The sequence below is a fragment of the Actinomadura sp. NBRC 104425 genome, assembly GCF_030269545.1.
Lineage (GTDB): Bacteria > Actinomycetota > Actinomycetes > Streptosporangiales > Streptosporangiaceae > Spirillospora > Spirillospora keratinilytica.
In genome coordinates, this window is sequence record NZ_BSTN01000006.1 from 102,738 (window position 1) to 122,834 (window position 20,097).

General features: G+C 73.5%; 15 protein-coding genes. 3 read left to right on the forward strand and 12 right to left on the reverse strand.

Annotation, left to right across the window (positions count from 1 at the left end; genetic code table 11):
* Window positions 1-3: 3 nt before the first annotated feature.
* The 7 genes from QSK22_RS11835 to QSK22_RS11865 form a co-directional block, all read right to left on the reverse strand.
* Complete coding sequence (locus QSK22_RS11835) at window positions 4-405, reverse strand: cytidine deaminase (RefSeq protein ID WP_285494141.1); 402 nt, start codon at window positions 403-405, stop codon at window positions 4-6.
* Entirely contained in the window at window positions 402-1,721 is a 1,320-nt protein-coding gene (locus QSK22_RS11840) for an ABC transporter permease (protein ID WP_502872296.1), read from the reverse strand. Before QSK22_RS11840 ends, QSK22_RS11835 begins: the two co-directional genes overlap by 4 nt.
* Window positions 1,718-2,830 carry an ABC transporter permease gene (locus tag QSK22_RS11845; RefSeq protein WP_502872297.1) on the reverse strand — a complete coding sequence of 371 codons (1,113 nt, stop codon included), beginning with the start codon at window positions 2,828-2,830 and terminating at the stop codon, window positions 1,718-1,720. The genes QSK22_RS11840 and QSK22_RS11845 overlap by 4 nt, the downstream gene beginning before the upstream one ends.
* Window positions 2,827-4,380 (reverse strand): ABC transporter ATP-binding protein, encoded by a 1,554-nt coding sequence (locus QSK22_RS11850; RefSeq protein WP_285494142.1) that lies wholly within the window; start codon window positions 4,378-4,380, stop codon window positions 2,827-2,829. The genes QSK22_RS11845 and QSK22_RS11850 overlap by 4 nt, the downstream gene beginning before the upstream one ends.
* 69 nt (window positions 4,381-4,449) lie before the next feature.
* Window positions 4,450-5,496: a BMP family lipoprotein gene (locus QSK22_RS11855; RefSeq protein WP_285494143.1), complete on the reverse strand. Its 1,047-nt coding sequence runs from the start codon at window positions 5,494-5,496 to the stop codon at window positions 4,450-4,452.
* Between the two features lie 260 nt (window positions 5,497-5,756).
* Entirely contained in the window at window positions 5,757-6,998 is a 1,242-nt protein-coding gene (locus tag QSK22_RS11860) for a M20 family metallopeptidase (protein ID WP_285494351.1), read from the reverse strand.
* 352 nt (window positions 6,999-7,350) lie between these two features.
* Window positions 7,351-8,517 carry a glutamate--cysteine ligase gene (locus QSK22_RS11865; protein ID WP_285494144.1) on the reverse strand — a complete coding sequence of 389 codons (1,167 nt, stop codon included), beginning with the start codon at window positions 8,515-8,517 and terminating at the stop codon, window positions 7,351-7,353.
* 533 nt (window positions 8,518-9,050) lie between these two features.
* Between QSK22_RS11865 and QSK22_RS11870 the strand changes: the two genes are divergently transcribed.
* Window positions 9,051-10,259, forward strand: a complete 1,209-nt coding sequence (locus QSK22_RS11870; protein WP_285494145.1) for a D-alanyl-D-alanine carboxypeptidase family protein — start codon at window positions 9,051-9,053, stop codon at window positions 10,257-10,259.
* Between the two features lie 17 nt (window positions 10,260-10,276).
* Here QSK22_RS11870 and QSK22_RS11875 read toward each other — a convergent pair whose 3' ends face one another.
* Genes QSK22_RS11875 through QSK22_RS11885 form a run of 3 tightly spaced genes read right to left on the reverse strand, consistent with a single transcriptional unit; the run spans window position 10,277 to window position 13,178 of the window.
* Complete coding sequence (locus QSK22_RS11875) at window positions 10,277-10,924, reverse strand: 2'-5' RNA ligase family protein (protein ID WP_285494146.1); 648 nt, start codon at window positions 10,922-10,924, stop codon at window positions 10,277-10,279.
* Window positions 10,914-11,996: a tryptophan--tRNA ligase gene (gene trpS, locus QSK22_RS11880; RefSeq protein ID WP_285494352.1), complete on the reverse strand. Its 1,083-nt coding sequence runs from the start codon at window positions 11,994-11,996 to the stop codon at window positions 10,914-10,916. Before trpS ends, QSK22_RS11875 begins: the two co-directional genes overlap by 11 nt.
* An 18-nt stretch (window positions 11,997-12,014) precedes the next feature.
* Window positions 12,015-13,178 carry a hemolysin family protein gene (locus tag QSK22_RS11885; protein WP_285494147.1) on the reverse strand — a complete coding sequence of 388 codons (1,164 nt, stop codon included), beginning with the start codon at window positions 13,176-13,178 and terminating at the stop codon, window positions 12,015-12,017.
* 200 nt (window positions 13,179-13,378) lie between these two features.
* Here QSK22_RS11885 and galE point away from each other — a divergent pair, with 200 nt between their 5' ends.
* Both galE and galK read left to right on the forward strand, forming a co-directional pair.
* The gene (galE, locus tag QSK22_RS11890) at window positions 13,379-14,347 is read left to right on the forward strand and encodes a UDP-glucose 4-epimerase GalE (protein WP_285494149.1); all 969 of its coding nucleotides are present in this window, start codon (window positions 13,379-13,381) and stop codon (window positions 14,345-14,347) included.
* The gene (galK, locus tag QSK22_RS11895; protein WP_285494353.1) at window positions 14,344-15,546 is read left to right on the forward strand and encodes a galactokinase; all 1,203 of its coding nucleotides are present in this window, start codon (window positions 14,344-14,346) and stop codon (window positions 15,544-15,546) included. The genes galE and galK overlap by 4 nt, the downstream gene beginning before the upstream one ends.
* Here galK and QSK22_RS11900 read toward each other — a convergent pair.
* Entirely contained in the window at window positions 15,543-18,209 is a 2,667-nt protein-coding gene (locus QSK22_RS11900; protein ID WP_285494150.1) for a hypothetical protein, read from the reverse strand. The genes galK and QSK22_RS11900 overlap by 4 nt on opposite strands.
* Window positions 18,206-19,978 (reverse strand): HSP90 family protein, encoded by a 1,773-nt coding sequence (locus tag QSK22_RS11905; RefSeq protein WP_285494152.1) that lies wholly within the window; start codon window positions 19,976-19,978, stop codon window positions 18,206-18,208. The genes QSK22_RS11900 and QSK22_RS11905 overlap by 4 nt, the downstream gene beginning before the upstream one ends.
* Window positions 19,979-20,097 lie beyond the last annotated feature (119 nt).

Sequence of the window (20,097 nt, forward strand, 5' to 3'; positions counted from 1 at the left end):
TTCTCAGGAGGTCAGGTCGTCGGGGCCGAACGCGTCGGGCAGCACCTCCGCCAGAGGGCGCACGCCGCGCTTGGTCTCCAGCAGCATGCCCGGGCCGCCGTGCTCCCACAGCAGCTGGCGGCAGCGGCCGCACGGCATCAGCGGCTCGCCGTCGCCGCCGACCACCGCCACCGCCACCAGGCGGGGACGGCCGGTCGCGCCCGGCCCGAACAGGGCGCCGACGAGGCTGCACTCGGCGCACAGGCCCACGCCGTAGGAGGCGTTCTCCACGTTGCAGCCGGTGACCACGCGGCCGTCGTCCACCAGCGCGGCCGCGCCGACCGGGAAGTTCGAGTACGGCGCGTACGCGCGCCGCATCGCCTCGCGGGCGGCGGTCCGCAGTGCCTCCCAGTCGATGTCGCTCACCGGGCCTCCCCCTTGCGGTAGCGCAGGCCGTCCGCCGCGGGCATCCGCAGCCGCTGGGACGCCAGCGACAGCACCAGCAGCGTCGTGATGTGCGGGCTGTAGGTGACGATCTCCTTCGGCAGTTCGTCGGTGAGCAGGTACCACACCAGCAGCAGCACGCCGGCGAGGAACGCGGCGGCCGCCTGGTAGATCCGGCGGCGGCGGTGGTCGTCGCCCGTCTCCGCGGGCGTCGCCGGCGTGCGGCGCAGCGTCCACAGCCGCCAGGCGGCGAACGCGAACAGCGCCACCGCGACGACCAGCAGCAGGGAGTGCACCGCCCCGGTGGCGCCGCGCTGCTGGAGCGCGTCGGTGTAGCCGAACAGCCCGGTGCCGACCGCCAGCCCGCCGGGACGCCAATTCCCGAAGATCATGGCGGCCAGGCCGATGAAGCCGCGGCCTCCGGTCTGGTTCTCCTGGTACTGGTGCGTTCCCACCATGGCCAGGAACACACCGGCCAGCCCGGCCAGCGCACCAGAAACGGTGACCGCCACGTACTTCATCGTGTAGACGCGGACGCCGAGGGACTCGGCCGCGTACGGGTTCTCCCCGCACGACCGCAGCCGCAACCCGAACGCCGTGCGCCACAGCAGCACGTAGGTCAGCGGGATCAGGGCCAGCCCGATGATGGTCAGCGCGGACAGGTCGGTGGTCAGGCCGCGCACCAGCCCGGCCAGATCGGACAGCAAAAACCAGTGCCGGTCCTCCAGGTCGCGCAGCGGCCCGGCGACGCCCGGCACGCTGACGGTCGGGAACTCCGGCAGCGGCGGCGACTGGGTGGCGCCGCCGCCCTCCTCGCCCAGGAAGAACATGGTGGACAGGTAGCGGGCCACCCCCGGCGCCAGGATGTTGATCGCCACGCCGGAGACGATGTGGTCCACGCCGAACGTGACGGTGGCCACGGCGTGCAGCAGCCCGCCGAGGGCGCCCATCAGCAGGCCCATCAGCAGCCCCAGCCAGGGGTTGCCGGAGAAGTAGGCGCCGAACGCCCCGCCCCACGTCCCGAAGATCATCATGCCTTCGAGGCCGATGTTGACCACGCCCGCCCGCTCGGACCACAGGCCGCCGAGCGCGGCCATGCCGATCGGCAGGCCCAGGGCCAGGGTGGTGCTCACCGTCCCCCCGGAGGTGATGGTGTTCTCCCCGGTGATGGCGCGCAGCACCACCAACACGCCGAACACGGCCGCGAGGGCCGCCAGGACCCGCACCAGCGGGCGGCGCGCCCGGCGGGCGGGCGCGGGCTCCGCCGCCGGCATCGCCTCGGCCAGGGTCGAGCTCACGCGGCCACCTCCTTCGGGGACGGGTCACGGTCGGCCAGTTCCGCGGCGACCGCCTGCTGCTGCCAGCGCAGCCCGAGCCGCCGCACCACCTCGTACACGACCACCACCGACAGCAGCACCGCCGCCTGCGTGATCGCCACGATCTCCTTGGGGATCTCGTTGAACTCCAGGATCTGCGACGACTGGTCCAGGAACGACCACAGCAGCGCGGCGAACACGATCCCGACCGGTTTGTTGCGGCCCAGCAGCGCGATGCCGATGCCGACGAAGCCGAGGCCGCTGGGGAAGTCCAGCCCGTAGGAGTAGGACGAGCCGAGCAGCTGCGGCATGCCGATCAGCCCGGCCGCCGCGCCCGACAGCAGCATGGCCACCACGACCATCCGCTTGGCGTCGACGCCGCTGGCCACGGCCGCGCTCGGGGACAGCCCGGTGGCGCGCAGGTCGAACCCGAACCGGGTGCGCTCCACCACGATGTGGAAGGCCACGCCCATCGCCACCGCCAGCAGCACCAGGCCGAAGATCTTCAGGTCGGCCCCGGGGTAGGGGATGCCGCCCACCCGCCCGGACGAGGCGATCGGCTCGGTGCCGATGTTGTCGCTGCCCGCCACCTGCGTGCCGAGCCTGCCGTTCTGCAGCAGGTAGGCGATGATCCCGGTGGCGATGAAGTTCAGCATGATCGTGGCGATCACCTCGCTGACGCCCCGGGTGACCTTCAGCAGCCCGGCGATGCCCGCCCACAGCGCGCCCACCAGCATGGCGACCAGGATGATCACGGCCTGGTGCAGCACCGGCGGCAGCGCCACGGCGCCGCCCACCGCGGCGGCCAGCATCGCCGCCAGCCGGTACTGGCCGTCCACGCCGATGTTGAACAGGCCCATCCGGAACCCGATCGCCACCGCCACCGCGGCCAGGTAGTACGTGGACGCCCGGTTGACGATGTTGACGACGCTGTCCGGCTCCAGGCCGAATTCGATCATCGCCTGGAACGTCGACGGCGGGTTGAAGCCGCTCAGCGACAGCACGATCGAGGTGACGGCGGCGGAGAACGCCAGCGCGATCACCGCCGCCAGGATGGTCAGCGCCAGCGGCGAGTTCTTCAGCCGGTTCACTGTTCCCCTTCCAGCGGCGCCCCGGTCATCGCCGAGCCGAGCCGTTCGGGCGTCACGTCGGCCGGATCGACCTCGCCGACCATTCGGCCGCGCAGGATCACCCGCAGCGTGTCGGACATGCCGATGAGCTCGTCCAGGTCGGCGGAGATCAGCAGCACCGCCAAGCCTTCGGCGCGGGCCTTGCGCAGGTGCTCCCAGATCGCGGCCTGCGCGCCGACGTCCACGCCCCGGGTCGGATGCGCGGCGATCAGCAGCTTCGGCTCGCCCGACATCTCCCGGCCGACGATCAGCTTCTGCTGGTTGCCGCCCGACAGCGCCCCGGCGTCCACGTCGATGCCGGGCGTGCGCACGTCGTAGGCCTCCACGATGCGGCGGGTGTCGGCGCGGGCGCCGGCCCGGTCGATCCACGGGCCCTTGACGTTGGGCCGCCGCGTCTGGTGCCCGAGGATGCGGTTCTCCCACAGCGGGGACTCCAGCAGCAGCCCGTGCCGGTGCCGGTCCTCGGGGACGAAGCCGATGCCCTGCTCGCGGCGCCGCCGGGTCGGCCAGCCGGTGATGTCCTCGCCGTCCAGCAGGATCGTCCCGGCGTCCGGGGCGCGCATGCCCATGATCGCCTCGACCAGCTCGGCCTGCCCGTTGCCCTCCACCCCGGCGATGCCGAGGATCTCGCCGGCGTGGATGGTGAAGGAGACGCCGTCGACGACGGCGCGGCCGGTACCGTCCCGCACGGTCAGCCCCCGAAGCTGCAGGACGGGCCGGTCGGTCACCGTGGACTCGCGCAGCTCGGGGACGGGCAGCTCGCTGCCGACCATCATCCGGGCCAGCTCCCGGGAGGTGGTCGCGGCCGGGTCCAGGCCGGTCGCCACCGTGGTGCCGCGGCGGATCACGGTGATCTCGTCGGCGACCGCCAGCACCTCGTCCAGCTTGTGCGAGATGAACAGGACGGTGAGCCCCTCGCGGCGCAGTTCGCGCAGGTTGGCAAACAGCTCGTCGACCTCCTGCGGCACCAGCACGGCGGTGGGCTCGTCCAGGATCAGGATGCGGGCGCCCCGGTAGAGCACCTTGAGGATCTCGACCCGCTGCCGGTCGCCGACGCCGAGCTCCTCCACCAGCCGGCCGGTGTCGACGCGCATGCCGTACCGTCCGGCCAGTTCCTCGACGCGCCGCCGCGCCTTGGCGCCGATACCGTGCAGGCGCTCGGCGCCCAGCACGATGTTCTCCAGGACGGTGAGGTTGTCGGCGAGCATGAAGTGCTGGTGCACCATGCCGATGCCGCGGGCGATGGCGTCCGCCGGCGAGTGGAAGACGACCTCCTGGCCGCCGACCTTGATGGTCCCCTCGTCGGCGCGCTGCATGCCGTAGAGGATCTTCATCAGGGTGGACTTGCCCGCGCCGTTCTCCCCGACGATGGCGTGCACGGTCCCGGCGGTGACGGTGAGGTCGATGTCGCGGTTGGCGACCACGCCGGGGAAGCGCTTGGTGATGCCGCGCAGTTCGAACGCGGGCGGGGCGGCTGCGCCGGTGCCGGACGGCCGCTCGGTGGTGGACATCCCTGGTTCTCCTACACCAGAGCCCGGGAGGAGGCCGGTGGCCGCCCTCCCGGGCCGGGGGCGTTCAGCTCACTTGGTGGGGACGGTGATGGCGCCGCTGATGATCTGCTGCTTGTACTCGTCCAGCTTGGCCTGCACGTCCTTGATCTCCGCGGCGTTGGCGGTGGAGTAGCCGACGCCGTCGTTCTTCAGATCGAAGGTGACCGGCCCGGACTTGGCCGTGCCCTCGCCCGCGGCCTTGACGAACTCGAACACCGCGGTGTCCACCCGCTTGAGCATCGAGGTGATGATGAGCGGCTTCTGCGCCGCCTCGGCGGTCTGGTACTGGTCGGAGTCGACGCCGATGGCGTACTTCTTCTTGGCGGCGGCGGCCTGGAACAGGCCGACGCCCGACAGGCCGGCCGCGTGGTAGATCACGTCGGCGCCGCCGTCGTACTGCCCCTCGGCGATGGTCTTGCCCTTGGCCGGGTCGCTGAAGCCGGAAGTGTCGGTGCCGCGGGAGATGTACTTGACGTCGATCTTGATGTCCGGCTTGGCGTGCTTGGCGCCGGCGGTGTAGCCCGCTTCGAACTTCTTGATCAGCGGGGTGTCCACGCCGCCGATAAAGCCGATCTTGCCGGTCTTGGACTTCAGCGCCGCCGCCGCGCCCACCAGGAAGGAGCCCTGCTCCTCGGCGAACACCAGGTTGGTGACGTTCGGTCCGGTGACCGAGCTGTCGTCGACGATCGCGAACTTGGTGTTCGGGTGGTTCTTGGCGACCTTGCCCAGCGGGCCCGCGTAGGCGAACCCGACCGCGATCACCGGGTTGTAGCCGGACTTGGCCAGCAGCTCCAGCCGCTGCACCTTGTCGTTGTCGCTTTCGCCCTTGGTCGCCTCGATGTCCTTGACCTCGAGGTTGAGCGTCGACTTCACCTTCTGCAGCCCGGCGTAGGCGGCGTCGTTGAACGACTTGTCGCCCCGCCCGCCGATGTCGTACGCCAGCCCGACCTTGACGGTCTTCTTGCCGTCGCCCGCGTCCCCGCCGGTGGTGGCCTTCTTGCCGCCGCACGCCGAAGCGGCGAGCGTGAGCGCTGCGCCCGTCAGCGTGACAAGCGAAATTCTGAGTCCACGGCGCACGTTTGGCGCTCCTTCCGTTCCCCGCCCGCGAAACGGCGACCGGCACGGTCGGCCGCCGAAATCGATCGGACGTTACCCGGAGAACAGACCGAAACGCCCTCGGTGCGCTGATTCGCAACGGGTCCGTTACCAAGGTGTAGGCATATCGCCACAGGTCAGGCCGCTTGTGCACGGCCCGCACACCGTCCGGTGCGGACAGGGAGCGCCGCCCCGGGCGCGGCCGGGGCGGACGGTGAGAACATCGTCGCCGCCGTGACGGCTCAGGCCGCGGCGGCGCCCTCCACCTGCTCGGGGTCGCCGGGGCGGCCGCCGTCCCACAGCGCGGTCAGCGCGGTGGCGGTCAGCACCCGGACGCCGACGGCGATGCAGCGCTCGTCCACGTCGAAGTCGCCGCGGTGCAGGTCGTACTCGCCCGGCGAACCGGGGGTGCGCACGCCGAGCCGGGCCAGCGCGCCCGGGACCGACTCCAGATACCAGCCGAAGTCCTCGCCGCCCAGGCTCTGCGGCGTGGACACCGCCGCGTCGTCGCCGAGCACCTGCGCGGCCGCGTCCCGGAACATCTGCACGCTGGCCGCCTCGTTCACGGTGGGCGGGACGCCGCGCACGTACTCCAGCGACGCCTCCACGTCGTAGGCGGCGGCGACCGATTCCAGCAGCGCCTTCATCATCTCCGGCGCCCGGTGCCAGGCCTCGTCGTCCAGGCACCGCACGGTGCCCTCGGCGATGCCGTCGTCGGGGATGGCGTTGGCCACCGACCCGGCCGACACCCGGCCCCACACCAGCGACAGGCTGGATCGCGGGTCGACCCGGCGGGACAGCGCGGCGGGCAGCTCGGTGACGATCTTGGCCAGCGCGTACACCAGGTCGGCGGTCAGATGCGGCCGGGCGGTGTGCCCGCCGGGCCCGGTGACCTTGACGTAGACCTTGTCGCAGGCCGCGGTGATCGGCCCGGTGCGCAGGCCCAGCTGGCCGACCTCGATGCGCGGGTCGCAGTGCAGCGCGAACGCCCGGTCGACCCCGCACAGGCCGCCGGCGGCGATGACGTCCAGCGCCCCGCCCGGGACCTCCTCGGCGGGCTGGAACAGCAGCCGCACCCGGCCCGGCAGCAGCCCCGCCGCGGCCTGCTGCGCCAGGAACAGCCCGGCGCCCAGCACCATGGTGGTGTGCACGTCGTGGCCGCAGGCGTGCGCGACGCCCGGCACCGTGGACCGGTACGGCACGTCCTCCTTCTCGTCCTGCAGCGGCAGCGCGTCGATGTCGGCGCGCAGCGCGACCGTCGGGCCGTCGGCCGGGCCGACGTCGCAGAACAGGCCGGTGCCCTTGGGCAGAACCGTGGGGGTCAGCCCGGCGGCGGTGAGCCGCCGAACGATCCGCCCGGTGGTGCGGTGCTCGGTGTATCCGAGCTCCGGATGCCGGTGCAGATCGCGGCGGAATTCGATCAGCTCGGCCTCGTGGCGGGCCAGGAACGAGTCCAGCTGCAGCTGCAGCGCCTCGCCGCCCAGCGCCCGGCCGCCCGCCGGCGAGCCGTGCGCCGCCTCGCCGGCACCGCCGGTCGCGACGCCGCGCGGTGCGGCCCCGGCCGCCCCCGGCGGCGCGGTCCGCGCCTGTTCGGCGTCGCCCGCGCCCGCCGCCCCCGCGGCGGCCGCTGGTTCAAGACCGGGCATCACCCCGGGTCCCGGTTGAGTCATGTGCGCCCCCTGCGCGATGGCGGAGCCGAACGGCGTCCGCCCGGTGTTCTGTCCGGTGTTGGGTGGGCCCGCTCCGGGCGCGCGGCGCGCCCGCGAGACCCCGCGGTCCGGGTCGTGGCCGGTCGCTGCGTCGGGTCCGGCGCGGTCCGCCGGATCGGCGGGCCCCTCAGTTCCCGACATGTGCAACCTCCCCGAATGTGACGAACCTGTCCTCGGCGAACTCGACGATCGCGGCGTCGACGACGTTCTCCAGGGTGCCGCCCTCGGCGCGGATCGCGCGCTGGCGCTCGTACGACGCCCCGTTCTCCAGGACATCCGACGCGACCTTGAGCTCCTCCGTGCAGCCCAGCCGGTCGGCGACGGGTTCCAGTTCGCGTACCAGTTCGTAGAGATCGTCACGAAGCGGCGCGGTGTTCCCGGTGTCATCGGTGATGACGATGGCGTCCAGACCGTGGCGGGTGGCGCGCCACTTGTTGTCGCGCACCACCCAGGCCGCCGGGCGCGGCAGTGTGTAGCCGCGGTCCAGCTGCTGGTCGAACAGCGTCACCAGGCACTGGCAGAGCGCGGCCGCCATGCCCACTTCCCGCAGGGTGGGGATGCCGTCGAACATCCGGATCTCGACCGTGCCGAAGTTCGGATGCGGCCGGATGTCCCACCACACCTCTTTGATGCTGCGGATCGTACCGGCCCGCAGCAGCGTCGCCATGTAATCCTCGAACGCCGCCCAGTCGTCCAGCAGATGCGGAGGTCCGGCCGTGGGAAGCTGGCCGAAGACCACCGCGCGGCTGGACGCCAGCCCGGTGTCGTGGCCGCTCCAGAAGGGGCTGGAGGCGGTGAGGGCGAGGAAGTGCGGCAGATAGGCCGACAGGGCGTTGACGATCGGGATCACCCTGTTGACGTCGCTGACGCCGACGTGGACGTGCACGCCGAAGGTCTGGATCCGGCGGGCCAGCCACTGCATCTGCTCGATGAGGTCGGCGTAGCGCTGCATCGGGGCCATGACCGCGTCCCGCCAGTCGCTGATCGGATGCGTCCCCGTGCAGGCCAGCGTGATGCCGCGGTCGGCGGCCGCCGACCGCAGCGCGGCCACCGTGGCGGCCAGGTCGTCCTTGGCCTCCCCCACGGTGTAGCACACGTCCGTCACGACCTCGACGGTCGACTCCATCAGCTCGTGCCGGACCTTGTGGATGTCGCCGCCCTCGCTGAGCGACGGCAGCGCGGCCAGCACCTCACGCGCGTCCTGCCGCAGGTGCCTGGTCTCCGCGTCCACGAGCTGGATCTCCCACTCGACACCCAGCGTCGGGCCGCGGGACGGGTTGAAGTCAATGGCCACGGCCAACCTCCGTCCACAATCCTTGCAGGTCGATGCGTGGCACGTGGCGCAATTCGGCCAGCGGGTCACTAAGCCTGGACAAACGCCGATCCGGGCGTCGGTCCAGGCCGGGACTGCCCTCCATCATGACGCCGGGTGCCGAAGAGCCGCAGGGCTCCGTGCCCGGCGCCGATCATTTGATCCGAGAAGACGACAACCGGACACGATCTGTGACTCATTTCGGTCATGTCAGTTCGAGCGAGCACCCTCCGAACGAACTAGTCCAACCTTTAATCTACCTGGTAACGATTCGTGATCGTCCGCGTCAGGGCGGCCCGGCCGGCGGCGCGGCGGGCGGTCCGGCGGGCCGCCGGGCGAACGTCCGTATCACGTCACTGTGAGCACGCGTGCGACGACGGTAATCATCTTCCCGGACAGGCCGCGCAATCGTGGCTTAATCTTCGTGAAGTCACCGGGGACCGCCTCCCGGGACCGCAGGAGCGCCGTCCACGGACACGCCGACCGTGCCCGGACACGAACGCCATCGGGGAGCCATGAGAAGACCACCGCGCGCCGTCACCGCGATCGCCGTGCCGCCCGTTGCGGCCTCGCTCCTGCTCGTCCCCGCCCTGGCCGCGGCCCCGGCCGCCGCCGAGCCCGTGTCGCCCCCCGTGCAGGCCGGCTCGGTGACGGCCTCCCCCTCGGGGCCGCTGGGCGGGGCGCAGCTCGGCGGCAAGGGCACGATCGTCAACCAGGCCGCGGGCGTACCGGCGGCGCCGAAGATCAAGGCGGCGTCGTACCTGATCGCCGACGGCGACACCGGCGAGGTGCTGGCCGCCAAGAACCCGCACGGCCGGTTCCTGCCCGCCAGCACCCTCAAGACCCTCACCGCGCTGACGCTGATCCCCAAGTTCAAGGCGGACCAGACCGTGCGGCCCTCGCAGGAGGCGTGCGACGTCGAGGGCACCAAGGTCGGCATGACGCCGAAGATGAGCTACAAGGTGTCCGACCTGTTCTACGCGCTGATGATGATGTCGGCCAACGACGCGGCGGTGGCGCTGGCCGAGGCCAACGGCGGGCTGAAGCAGACCGTGGCCGACATGAACGCCGAGGCCAAGCGGATCAACGCCCGCGACACCCTGGCCGGCTCCCCCAACGGCCTCGACCGCGACCTCGGCCTCACCGTCAAGACGCAGCACACCTCCGCCTACGACCTGGTGCTGATCCTGCGCGAGGCGATGCGCAACGCCGACTTCCGCCGCTACGTCCAGACCATCGACCACTTCTTCCCCGCGCCGGCGACCAAGAAGGAGCGCAAGAAGGGCAAGAAGGTCGGCGGCTACCCGATCCACACCCACAACCGGATGCTGCCGGGCCAGTCGCACGCCTACCGGGGCATGCTCGGCGGCAAGAACGGCTACACCATCGCCGCCAAGCAGACGTTCGTGGCGGCGGCCCGCCGCGACGGCCACACGATCTACATCTCGCTGATGGGGGCCGACCAGCCGCCGTCCGACTACGCCGCCGAGCTGCTGGACTGGGGTTTCAAGGCGCGCGGCAAGGTCAAGCCGGTGGGCGAGCTGGTGCCGCCGGGCGACCTGACGCCGAAGAAGGCCGACGCCGGCAGCGGCGGCATGCTCGCCGACGCGCCGCTGGGCGGCAACGGCTCGGCGGGCGGCTGGGGCATGATGGCGGGCACCGCCGGCGGCGCCCTGCTGGCGGCCGGGCTGGTGTTCGTGGCCGTCCGGCGCCGGCGCGGCTAGCGCCTCCCGTTTCGCGGCTAGGCGTCCCGTCCCGGCGGGGTGGTCACGGCCCCGGTGCCGAACAAGAAGCCCCGGCGGGGCCGCCACACCCCGTCGGCCCCGTGCTCGTACAGCGAGAACCCCCACACCTGGAAGGCGGCCTCGTAGTCGGCCATCTCCTTGTAGGCGCGGTCCATCTGCTCGTCGGACAGGTGGTGCGCGACGGTGACATGCGGGTGGTAGGGGAACTGCGGCCGCTGCCCCGGCGGGCCCGCCAGCACCTTCGCGTGCAGGCGCGCGCAGCCGTCCTTTCCTTCGGCCAGCGCCACGAAAACGACCGGTGAGACGGGTCGGAACGTTCCCGTACCGTGCAAGCGGATCCTGAACGGCCGCTCGGTGCGCGCCACCTCCGCCAGGTGGCGCTCGATGGCGCCGAGTTCGGCGGCGTCGATCTGCGAGGGCGGCAGCAGCGTGATGTGGGTGGGGATGCCGGCCGCCAGGCGGTCGCCGAACGATTCGCGGACACGCTGCAGCTCGCGCCCGTAGGGGTCGGGAATCGGGATCGCGACCCCTATCGTGCGCGTGCCGTGCGTCTCGTGGCTCCCGGTGCCCTGTGTTCTCCCTGCGGGGGGACCGCCCCCGGCGCGACCCCCCGCGCCCCCCGCCGGCTGGGAGCTAGTGGTCACGTCCCACGAATCCAACGCGGTCGCGCACGACCTCCATCGTGCGCATGGCGGCCTCGCGGGCGCGGGCGGCGCCGTCGGCCAGAATGCGGTCGAGCCCGTCCTCGTCGGACAGCAGCTTGTGGGTGCGCTCGCGGATCGGGGTGAAGGTGTCCACCACGAGCTGGGCGAGGTCCTTTTTGAACTGGCCGTAGCCGCTGCCCGCGTACCGCTGCTCCAGCTCGGGCACGGCGGTGCCGGACAGCGCGGAGTAGATCCGCAGCAGGTTGGTGATGCCGGCCTTGTTCTCCTCGTCGTAGCGCACCTCGGTGCCGGTGTCGGTGACCGCGCGCATGATCTTCTTGCGCATCGGGCCCGGCTCCTCCAGCACGTCGATGATCCCCTGCGGGGAGGACGCCGACTTGCTCATCTTGGCGGTCGGCTCCTGAAGGTCGGTGATCTTGGCGGCGCCCTCGGGGATGTAGGCCTCGGGGATGGCGAACGTCTCGCCGAACCGCTGGTTGAAGCGCTGCGCCAGGGTGCGGGTCAGCTCCAGGTGCTGGCGCTGGTCCTCGCCGACGGGCACCCGCAGCACCCGCCCGGCCGCGCCCTCGCCGGGGCCGGGGGTGTACAGCAGGATGTCGGCGGCCTGCAGCACCGGGTAGGTGAACAGCCCGACCGAGGTGCCCGCGGTGCCCTGCTTGGCGGACTTGTCCTTGAACTGGGTCATCCGCCCGGCCTCGCCGAACCCGGTGAGGCAGCCCAGGATCCAGCCCAGCTCGGCGTGCTCGGGCACCTGGCTCTGCACGAACAGGGTGGCTCGCTCCGGATCGACGCCCATGGCCAGCAGCTGGGCGGCCGCGACCTTGGTGCGGCGGCGCAGCAGCGCCGGGTCGTGCCGGACCGTGATGGCGTGCAGATCGACCACGCAGTAGAAGGTCTGGTGGGTGTCCTGCATCGCCACCCACTGCCGCAGCGCCCCCAGATAGTTGCCGAGGTGGAACGAGTCGGCGGTGGGCTGGATGCCGGACAGCACGCGCGGGACCGCCGGGGCGGACGCGGCCCCGGTGCCTTCGGAAGTGGGCGCTACGGACATATGCACAGACCGATTCTCTCAGACCCGGCCCGGAGGGTCGTCGACACCGGGGGCGGCCGCGGGGGTTTCACGATCGTCCGGACGTGCGGGACGGTCCGGAACCCCTTCGGGGTCGCCCGCGGGCGGGACGCCCCCGCGCACGGGGGTGTGCGGAGCTGACGGGACCGCCGGCGCCGCGGGGGCCGCCGGCGTGACGCGCACGCGGGCCACCCGGCGGCCGTCCATGCGGGCGACCGCGAGCCGGTGACCGGCGGCCTCCACCGCGTCGCCCTCGGCGGGCACGCGGCCCAGGACCGCCATGATGTGGCCCGCGACCGTCTCATAGGGGCCCGCGGGCAGCCGGATGCCGGTCGCCGCGGCGAACTGGTCCAGGTTGAGCAGGCCGTCCACCTCGACCACCCCGCCGTGGAGCCGGCGCGCCTGCGCGTCCTGCACATCATATTCATCGCGAATGTCCCCGATGAGCTCCTCGACCAGGTCCTCCAGGGTGACGATCCCGGCGGTGCCGCCGTACTCGTCCACCACGATCGCCAGGTGGTGGCCCTCGCGGCGCATCTCCGACAGCACCGGCAGCACCCGTTGCGAGGCGGGCACGAACTTCACCGGCCGCACCAGCTCCCCCACCGGCACCGAGCGGTCGGCGGTCTCCGGCACCAGCAGGTCGCGCAGGTGGACGAACCCGATCACCTCGTCGTGGGAGTCGCGGCACACCGGGAACCGCGAGTGCGGGCTGGCCGCCGCGACCTCGGCCGCGCTCGCCAGCGGCAGCGCCGCGTCCAGGAACACCACCTCCGTGCGCGGCACCAGCATCTCGCGCAGCGGCCGCTCCCCCGCGACGAACACCTCCTCGATCAGCGTCCGCTCGTCGTCGGTGAGCTCGGTGGCGGCCGCCACCAGGGCCCGCATCCGGTCGGCGGTGATCTCCTCGCGGACGGCGTCCGGATCGCCCCCCGCCAGCCTGACCACCAGGTCGGTGGAGCGCGACAGCAGCCACACCAGGGGGCGGGCCGGCTTGCGCGGCTGCCGCGGACGGTCCGCCACGGACGCGCCGCGCGGCCCGGCGGCTTCAGGCGGCCGGAGCGGGCCGGGCAGACCGGGCAGGTCGGGTTCGGCGCGCGGACGCGGGTCCGAGCGGCCGGAACGGCCCCCGCGCGGCGGCGGGGCGCTGCTGCGATCGTTCATGTCGGTGGTCCGTCCGCCCTTCGAGCCGGAGATCCTTCCGCAGGACGTACCCGCGGCGAAGGTCCATCACCGGCCCGCATCCGCAGGCTATCGTTGCGACTTCTCAGGTTCGGTTCATGCGGCGCGGATAGCGTGGGCAGTCGATCACTCGCGTCGGCGACCGGCCGGGGCGGAACCGTCGGACTTGGAGGTAACGACACGTGAAGCTGCTCGTCACGGGGGGCGCCGGCTACGTGGGCGGGGTCGTCGCCGCCCAGCTGCTGGACGCCGGGCACGAGGTCGTCGTGCTGGACGACCTGTCCACCGGGCACGCCGACGCCGTCCCCGAGGGGGCCCGGCTGGTGCGCGGCACGCTGCGCGAGGCCGCCTTCGGCGTGCTGGACGGCGCCGGCTTCGACGCGGTGCTGCACTTCGCGGCCCGGTCGCTGGTCGGCGAGTCGGTGGAGAAGCCCGGCCTGTACTGGGACAACAACCTGGGCGAGTCGCTGGCGCTGCTGGACGCGATGCGCCGCGCCGGGGTGAACCGGATCGTGTTCTCCTCCACCGCCGCCACCTACGGCGAGCCGGAGTCGACGCCGATCCTGGAGACCGACCCGACCCGACCGACCAACCCCTACGGGGCGTCCAAGCTGGCCATCGACACCGCGCTGGCCGAGTACGCGCGGCTGCACGGCCTCGGCGGGGTCTCGCTGCGGTACTTCAACGTCGCGGGCGCGCTGCTCGACGGCGGCCGGGTGCAGGGCGAGCGGCACACCGTCGAGACGCACCTGATCCCGAACGTGCTGAAGGTCGCGCTCGGCGAGCGCGAGAAGGTCATGGTGTTCGGCGAGGACTACCCCACGCCCGACGGCACCTGCGTGCGCGACTACATCCACGTGGTCGACCTGGGCGTGGCGCACCTGCTGGCGCTGGAGGCATGCGAGCCGGGCGTGCACCAGATCTTCAACCTGGGCAACGGCAACGGGTTCTCGGTCCGCGAGGTGATCGAGGTGTGCCGGGAGGTCACCGGCCACCCGATCCCGGCCGAGTCGCATCCGCGCCGGCCCGGCGACCCCGCCGTGCTGGTGGCCTCGTCGGACAAGATCAGGTCGGCGCTGGGCTGGAAGCCCGAGCGGGACCTGCGGGCCATGGTCGCCGACGCGTGGGCGTTCGCCCAGCGGGCTCGATGACGGCGTCCGACCCGCGCGCGCTGGCCGCCGCGTTCACCGAGGCGTACCGGCGCGCACCGGAAGGCGTGTGGCGCGCCCCCGGCCGCGTCAACGTGATCGGCGAGCACACCGACTACAACGACGGGTTCGTGCTGCCGTTCGCGCTGCCCCAGGGCGTGTCGGTGGCGGCGGCGCGCCGCGACGACGGCGTGCTGGAGGTGCGGTCCCTGCAGGCCGCCGAGTCCGGCGTCGCCGTGCCGGTGGACCCGCACGCGCCCGAGGCGCGCCGCTGGCGCGACACGGCGCCGCAGCGGGAGCGGTGGGCCGCCTACCCCGCCGGGACGGCCTGGGTGCTGCGCGAGCACGCGGCCGGCGCGCCGATCGGCGGGGCGTCCCTGCTGATCGACGCGGACCTGCCGCAGGGCGCGGGCCTGTCGTCGTCGGCGGCGCTGGAGTGCGCCACCGCGCTGGCGCTGTGCGAGCTGTACGGCGCGGACGAGCTGCTGACCCCGGCGGGGCGGCGCGAGCTGGCCCGGCTGGCGCAGCGGGCCGAGCACGAGTACGTCGGCATGCCCTGCGGGATCATGGACCAGTCGGCGTCCCTGCTGTGCACGGCGGGCCACGCGCTGATGCTCGACTGCCGCAGCGGCCTGTCCACGCAGGTGCCGCTGCCCCTGGAAGACGCCGGCCTGGCCCTGCTCGTCGTCGACACCCGCATGCACCACGAGCTGGTCGACGGCGACTACGGCAACCGCCGCGCCGAGTGCGAGCGGGCCGCCGAGCTGCTCGGCGTGGCCGCGCTGCGCGACGTCAAGGACCTGCCCGCCGCGCTGAACGCCCTGGACGATCCCGTGCTGCGCCGCCGCGTCCAGCACGTGGTGACCGAGAACCACCGCGTGGAGGCGGCCGCGGGGCTGCTGCGGGCGGGCGCGACGGCCGAGCTCGGCGCCATGCTCACCGCCTCCCATCTGTCGCTGCGCGACCAGTTCGAGGTGTCCTGGCCGGGCGCCGACGTCGCGGTCGAGGAGGCGCAGCGGGCGGGTGCGCGCGGCGGGCGCATGGTCGGCGGCGGGTTCGGCGGCTCGGCCATCGTGCTCACCCCGGCCGACCGCGCCGACCGGGTGAGCGAGGCCGTCCGCGCCGCCTACGCGCGGCGCGGATGGCAGGAGCCGCGGTTCCTCACCGCCGTCCCCGCCGACGGAGCCCGCCGCATCCTCTAGAGCCGCCCGCGGATGTCGTCGCGCAGGGCGGCGGCGGCCTGCGCGGCGTCGTCCGCGCCGACCGCGGCGAACCCGTCGACGGCCCGGCTCGCCGGCTCCACGGCGTCGGCGAGCCGGCCGAGGGTGGCCAGCATGCGGGCCTCGTCGTAGTCCAGCGCCGCCGCCTCCCAGGCCGCCTCGGCCCCGTGCTCCTGCGCGGGCAGCTCGCCGAGGGCCCGGCGGGCGTCCTGCATCTCCGCCAGGGCGCGGTCTCCGCCGCCGCCCCACGCGCGGCACAGCGCGCCGCGGCGGCGGCAGCGCACCTCGCCGAACGGGTCGCCGGCCTTGGCGAACGCCTCCGCGGCCCGCAGGAACCCGTCGGCGGCCAGGGCGTCCTTGTCGAGGCCGGTGAGCACGTCGGCGGCCGTCTCCAGCAGCTGTGCGGCCGCGACGGGGTCGTCCTCGTCCTCGGCCAGCGAGGTGAAGACCTCCGCGGCCTGCTCCTCGCCGAGTTCGCGCTGGGCGTGCGCCAGGATGAACCGGCAGCGGCGTTCGGCGCCCGGGTCGTCCAGCTCGGCCAGCACGGGCATGGCCTCCTCGGCGACCTCCGCCGCCTCGAAGGGCCGCCCCGTGGACAGGTACGCGGCGGCCAGGTCGAGACGGGCGTAGGCGGCCTGCGGCCGGTGGCCGAGCGCGGTGAACCCGGCCACCGCCTCCACCATGTCGGCGACGGCGTCGGCGGCGCGGTCGCACGCCAGCAGTAGGGAGCCGCGTTCGGCGTGCGCGGCCGGGGTCAGCCCGGGCGGGCCCGCGGCCGCGTTGGCGACGGCCTCGTCGTAGGCCTCCAGTGCGGCGTCCGGGTCCTGGGCCTCGCCGTAGGCCAGCATCCGGCCCAGCAGGAACGCCGCCTCGGCCAGCCGATCGGGCCGCCCGGCCTCGCGGAACGCGGTGCAGGCCCGGCGCAGCACGGCGGTGGCCTCGGCGTCGCGGCCGAGGTCGCCGAGACCGCGGCCCCGGTACAGCTCCACCTCGCCGAGGTCCCCCGGACGGGACGGCGCCAGGCCGTCCAGCACGGCCAGGCCCTCCTCCGGGCGTTCGCCGCGCAGCAGGGCGTCGGCCAGGCGCATGCGGGCGTCGAACGCGCGCGGCGCCCCCGCGTCGTGCTCGTCGAGGACGGCGACGGCGGCCCGCATCAGCGCGATGCCCTCCTCCGGCTCGCCCGTCGCGAACAGCAGCGCGCCGATGCGGCTCAGCCCGCTCTGCTCGCGCACCCGGTCGCCCGCCTCGGCGAACAGCTCCACCGCCCGCCGCCACTCCGCCAGCGCCGCCCCGTATTCGCCGCCGGTCAGCAGTTCCACGCCGCGGCCGTCGGCGCGCCGCGCCGTCTGCAGCACGGTGAGCCGGCGGTCGCCCGCCACCTCGTCGAACCGCCGCCACGCGGCCAGCGCGCCGTCCAAGTCGTCCGCCGACCGGGCCTCGTCGGCCGCGTCGAGCAGCGCGTCCAGGTCGGTCACGCCGGACAGGTCGCGGCCCTGCTCGGGCTCCGGCGCAGGCCGGGCCGGAGACGGCGCCGGGGCGGGCCGGCGGCGGTCGTGGGCGGTCAGCGGCAGGTGCTCGACGACCGGCTCGTCGGCGAGCATCCGCTCCACCTTCTCGCCCTGGTAGGAGGTGCCGTTGCGGGCGTCGAAGCGGGCCGCGATCTCGCGGGCGCGCCCGGCCAGCTCCGCCCGCAGCTCCGCCGCGCTCACCTCGCCGGCCCCGCCGGGACGGCGCACGGCCACGTCCCCGGCGCCCGCCTCCTCCATCCGGCGCAGCAGCAGGGCGCCCGCCGCGGCGAACTCCATGGCGTCGCACGGGCTCGGCGCCCGGTCCAGCCACCCCAGGTGCCGCTGGAGGATCTCGAACCCGCGCGGCTCGTTGCCCGTCACCGCGCAGAACCAGATGTGCTCGCCGACCAGCGACAGGTCCGCCACGCTGGACCGCACCAGCCGGTACGCGCGGCGGTGCGCGTCGCGCGCCTCGTCCAGCCGGCCCGTGCGCAGGTAGACCGGCAGCAGCGCGGTCAGGATGCCGTGCGGCTGCTCGCTGCAGGTCAGCTCGTCGCCCAGCACCGGCGCCGCGACGGCCAGCGCCTCCTCGTCGCGCCCCCGCACCTCCAGGTGCCGCACCATGCCGGTCGGGTCGCAGCCCTCGCAGTCCGACAGCTCGTCGCGCGGCGCCGCATGCCACTTGGCGTACCACTCGTCGGCGGCGTCGAGGTCGCCCACGTGCCGGGCCACGGCGTTGCGGTAGTGGTACACCGCCTGCAGGCTGTACCCGCCGGCCCGGTAGCGGCGCTCCATGTCGTCCATGACCGCGTACGTGCGGTCGAGCGGCACCTCGGCGAACAGCGTCAGCGAGTGGACGATCCACTTGAAGTGCCACAGCAGCCGCCGCTCCGCGTCGTGGCGGCCCGGGTCGCGGTCGTGCTCGGCCAGGCACCGGCTGAACGTGGTGAACGCCTTGGCCGGTTCGCCGCCGTACTGGTAGGCGGTGGTCAGCGACATGCGCACCCGGAACGCCAGCCGGTCGTCGCCGGTCGCCTCGGCGCGGCGCAGCGCGTCCTCCACCAGCACCGTCTTGGCCTCGCCGTAGGGCAGCTCCTCGGCCCGCGCCATCAGCTCGTGGACTTCAGCGGTGCTCACTTTTCGGCCTCCGGGTCGTGCACGGCCCAGTCGAGCAGGCCGAGGAAGGAACGGTTGAGAACGGCGGTGTCGGCGGGGCGCAGCCGGTGCTGCCCGAGCAGCAGCGCCTGCCCGTACAGCGCCTGGACGGCCAGTTCGATCAGGCCCTCCTCGGTCAGTGCCGTGACGCGCCGGGTCAGCGGGTTGCGGTGGTTGAGGACGAGCTGCGGCCGGTCCGCCTCGACGGCGTTGTTCAGCGCGCCCAGCACGTCCGACCACAGGTCGTCGGCCAGCTCCCTGGCCTGCGACAGCTCCTGCTGGTGCTGCGCGGCGCGGCTGGTCAGGTAGAGGGCGGGCAGCGACGCCGGGTCGAAGTCGCGGATCACCACCTCGCAGCCCAGCCGCTCCACGGCGCGCTGCGCAACCGCCAGGAACGGGCGCAGCGCCAGCTCGGCCGCCGGGTCCACCACGCCGAAGCGGGTGGCCAGCTCGGCCGGTTCCAGGCGGCGCGGCTCCGCGTCCGGGTCGATGGCGGGCAGCCGCTCGATGATCTCGACGTCGTGCACGTAACCGCCGTTGACCAGCCCTACGCCCTGCGCGCCCGCCACCGCCGACAGCCGGCGGAACTCCTCCACGCTGCCGGTGTAGAGCAGTTCGGCGTGCCGCCTGCGGAACTCGGCCAGCGTCATCGGGCCCGCCGAGGTCTCGAACTCCAGCCAGCGGTCGACGATCCGCAGCATCTCGTCGTCGTGCAGCGCCATCGCCTTGACGCCCAGCCCGTGCAGCCGCAGGAAGCCGCGCAGCCGCGCCGGATCGGTCTCGGCCAGCCGCACCAGCCACTGGCGCAGCCGCTCGCCCAGCGCCCGCCGGGCCGACTCCAGCAGCTCGTCCTCGTAGAGCGCCTCCCGGCTCGCGGTGGGGCGCAGCTCACCGGCGTCCACCACGCACCGGACGAAGAACGCCCAGTCGGGCAGCAGCCCCTCGACGTTCTCGGCCAGCAGCATCCGCTTCAGGTACACCCGGTGCGCGCCCCGGGCGGACGGCGACACCGCGTGCGGCAGCACGAACGCCACACCGGTCAGGCCCGCCTCCGGCACCTCCAGGTCGATCACGTCGAACGGCTCGAACCCGAACAGGTCGCGGCAGTAGGCGTCCAGCGCGCGGCGGCGCCGCGCCGGATCCGGGTGCGCCGCCAGCCAGGGCGGACCGCCGCCGGTGATCTGCTCGCCGTCGACGGTCACGGTGACCGGCAGCAGCGCCCCGTACGCGCGGGCCAGCTCGGCCACCACCGCCGGCTCCAGCAGCTCGGCCGTCCCGGGGCGGGACCGCAGCGTCACCGTCGTGCCCGGCTCGTCTCGTTCGCCCGGCTCGACGCGGTACCGGCCGTCGGCCAGGCCCGTCCACCGCACCGCCGCCGCACCGGGCGCCGCCGCCGACCGGGTCTCCACCTCGATCTCGTCGGCCACCAGGAACGCCGACAGCAGCCCGATGCCGAACTGCCCGAGGAAGTCGTGGCGCGCGAAGCCCAGCTCGTCCCGCTTGGACGACCGCCCGATCGTGGCCAGCAGCCGGTGCACCTCGTCCTCGGTCAGCCCGACGCCGTCGTCGTGCACGCGCAGCCGCCCGCCGCCGGTCTCGATCCGCACCGCGCCGCCCGCGCCGCCCCGCGCCGTGATCGCGTCCACCGCGTTCTGCAGCAGCTCCCGCAGGTAGACGCGGGGACTGGAGTAGAGGTGGCGGCTGAGCAGGTCGACCACACCCCGAAGATCTACGTGAAAAGCCTGCTCCACCCCGTATGTCCTCCCGCCCCTCGGCCGTCCCACCGCTCGGCCGCCATGTCGTCCATGGCTGATCAGCCACCTTAGCGGTAGGAAAGCACCCTCCTAAGACATTTCTCACCTGCGTCGAC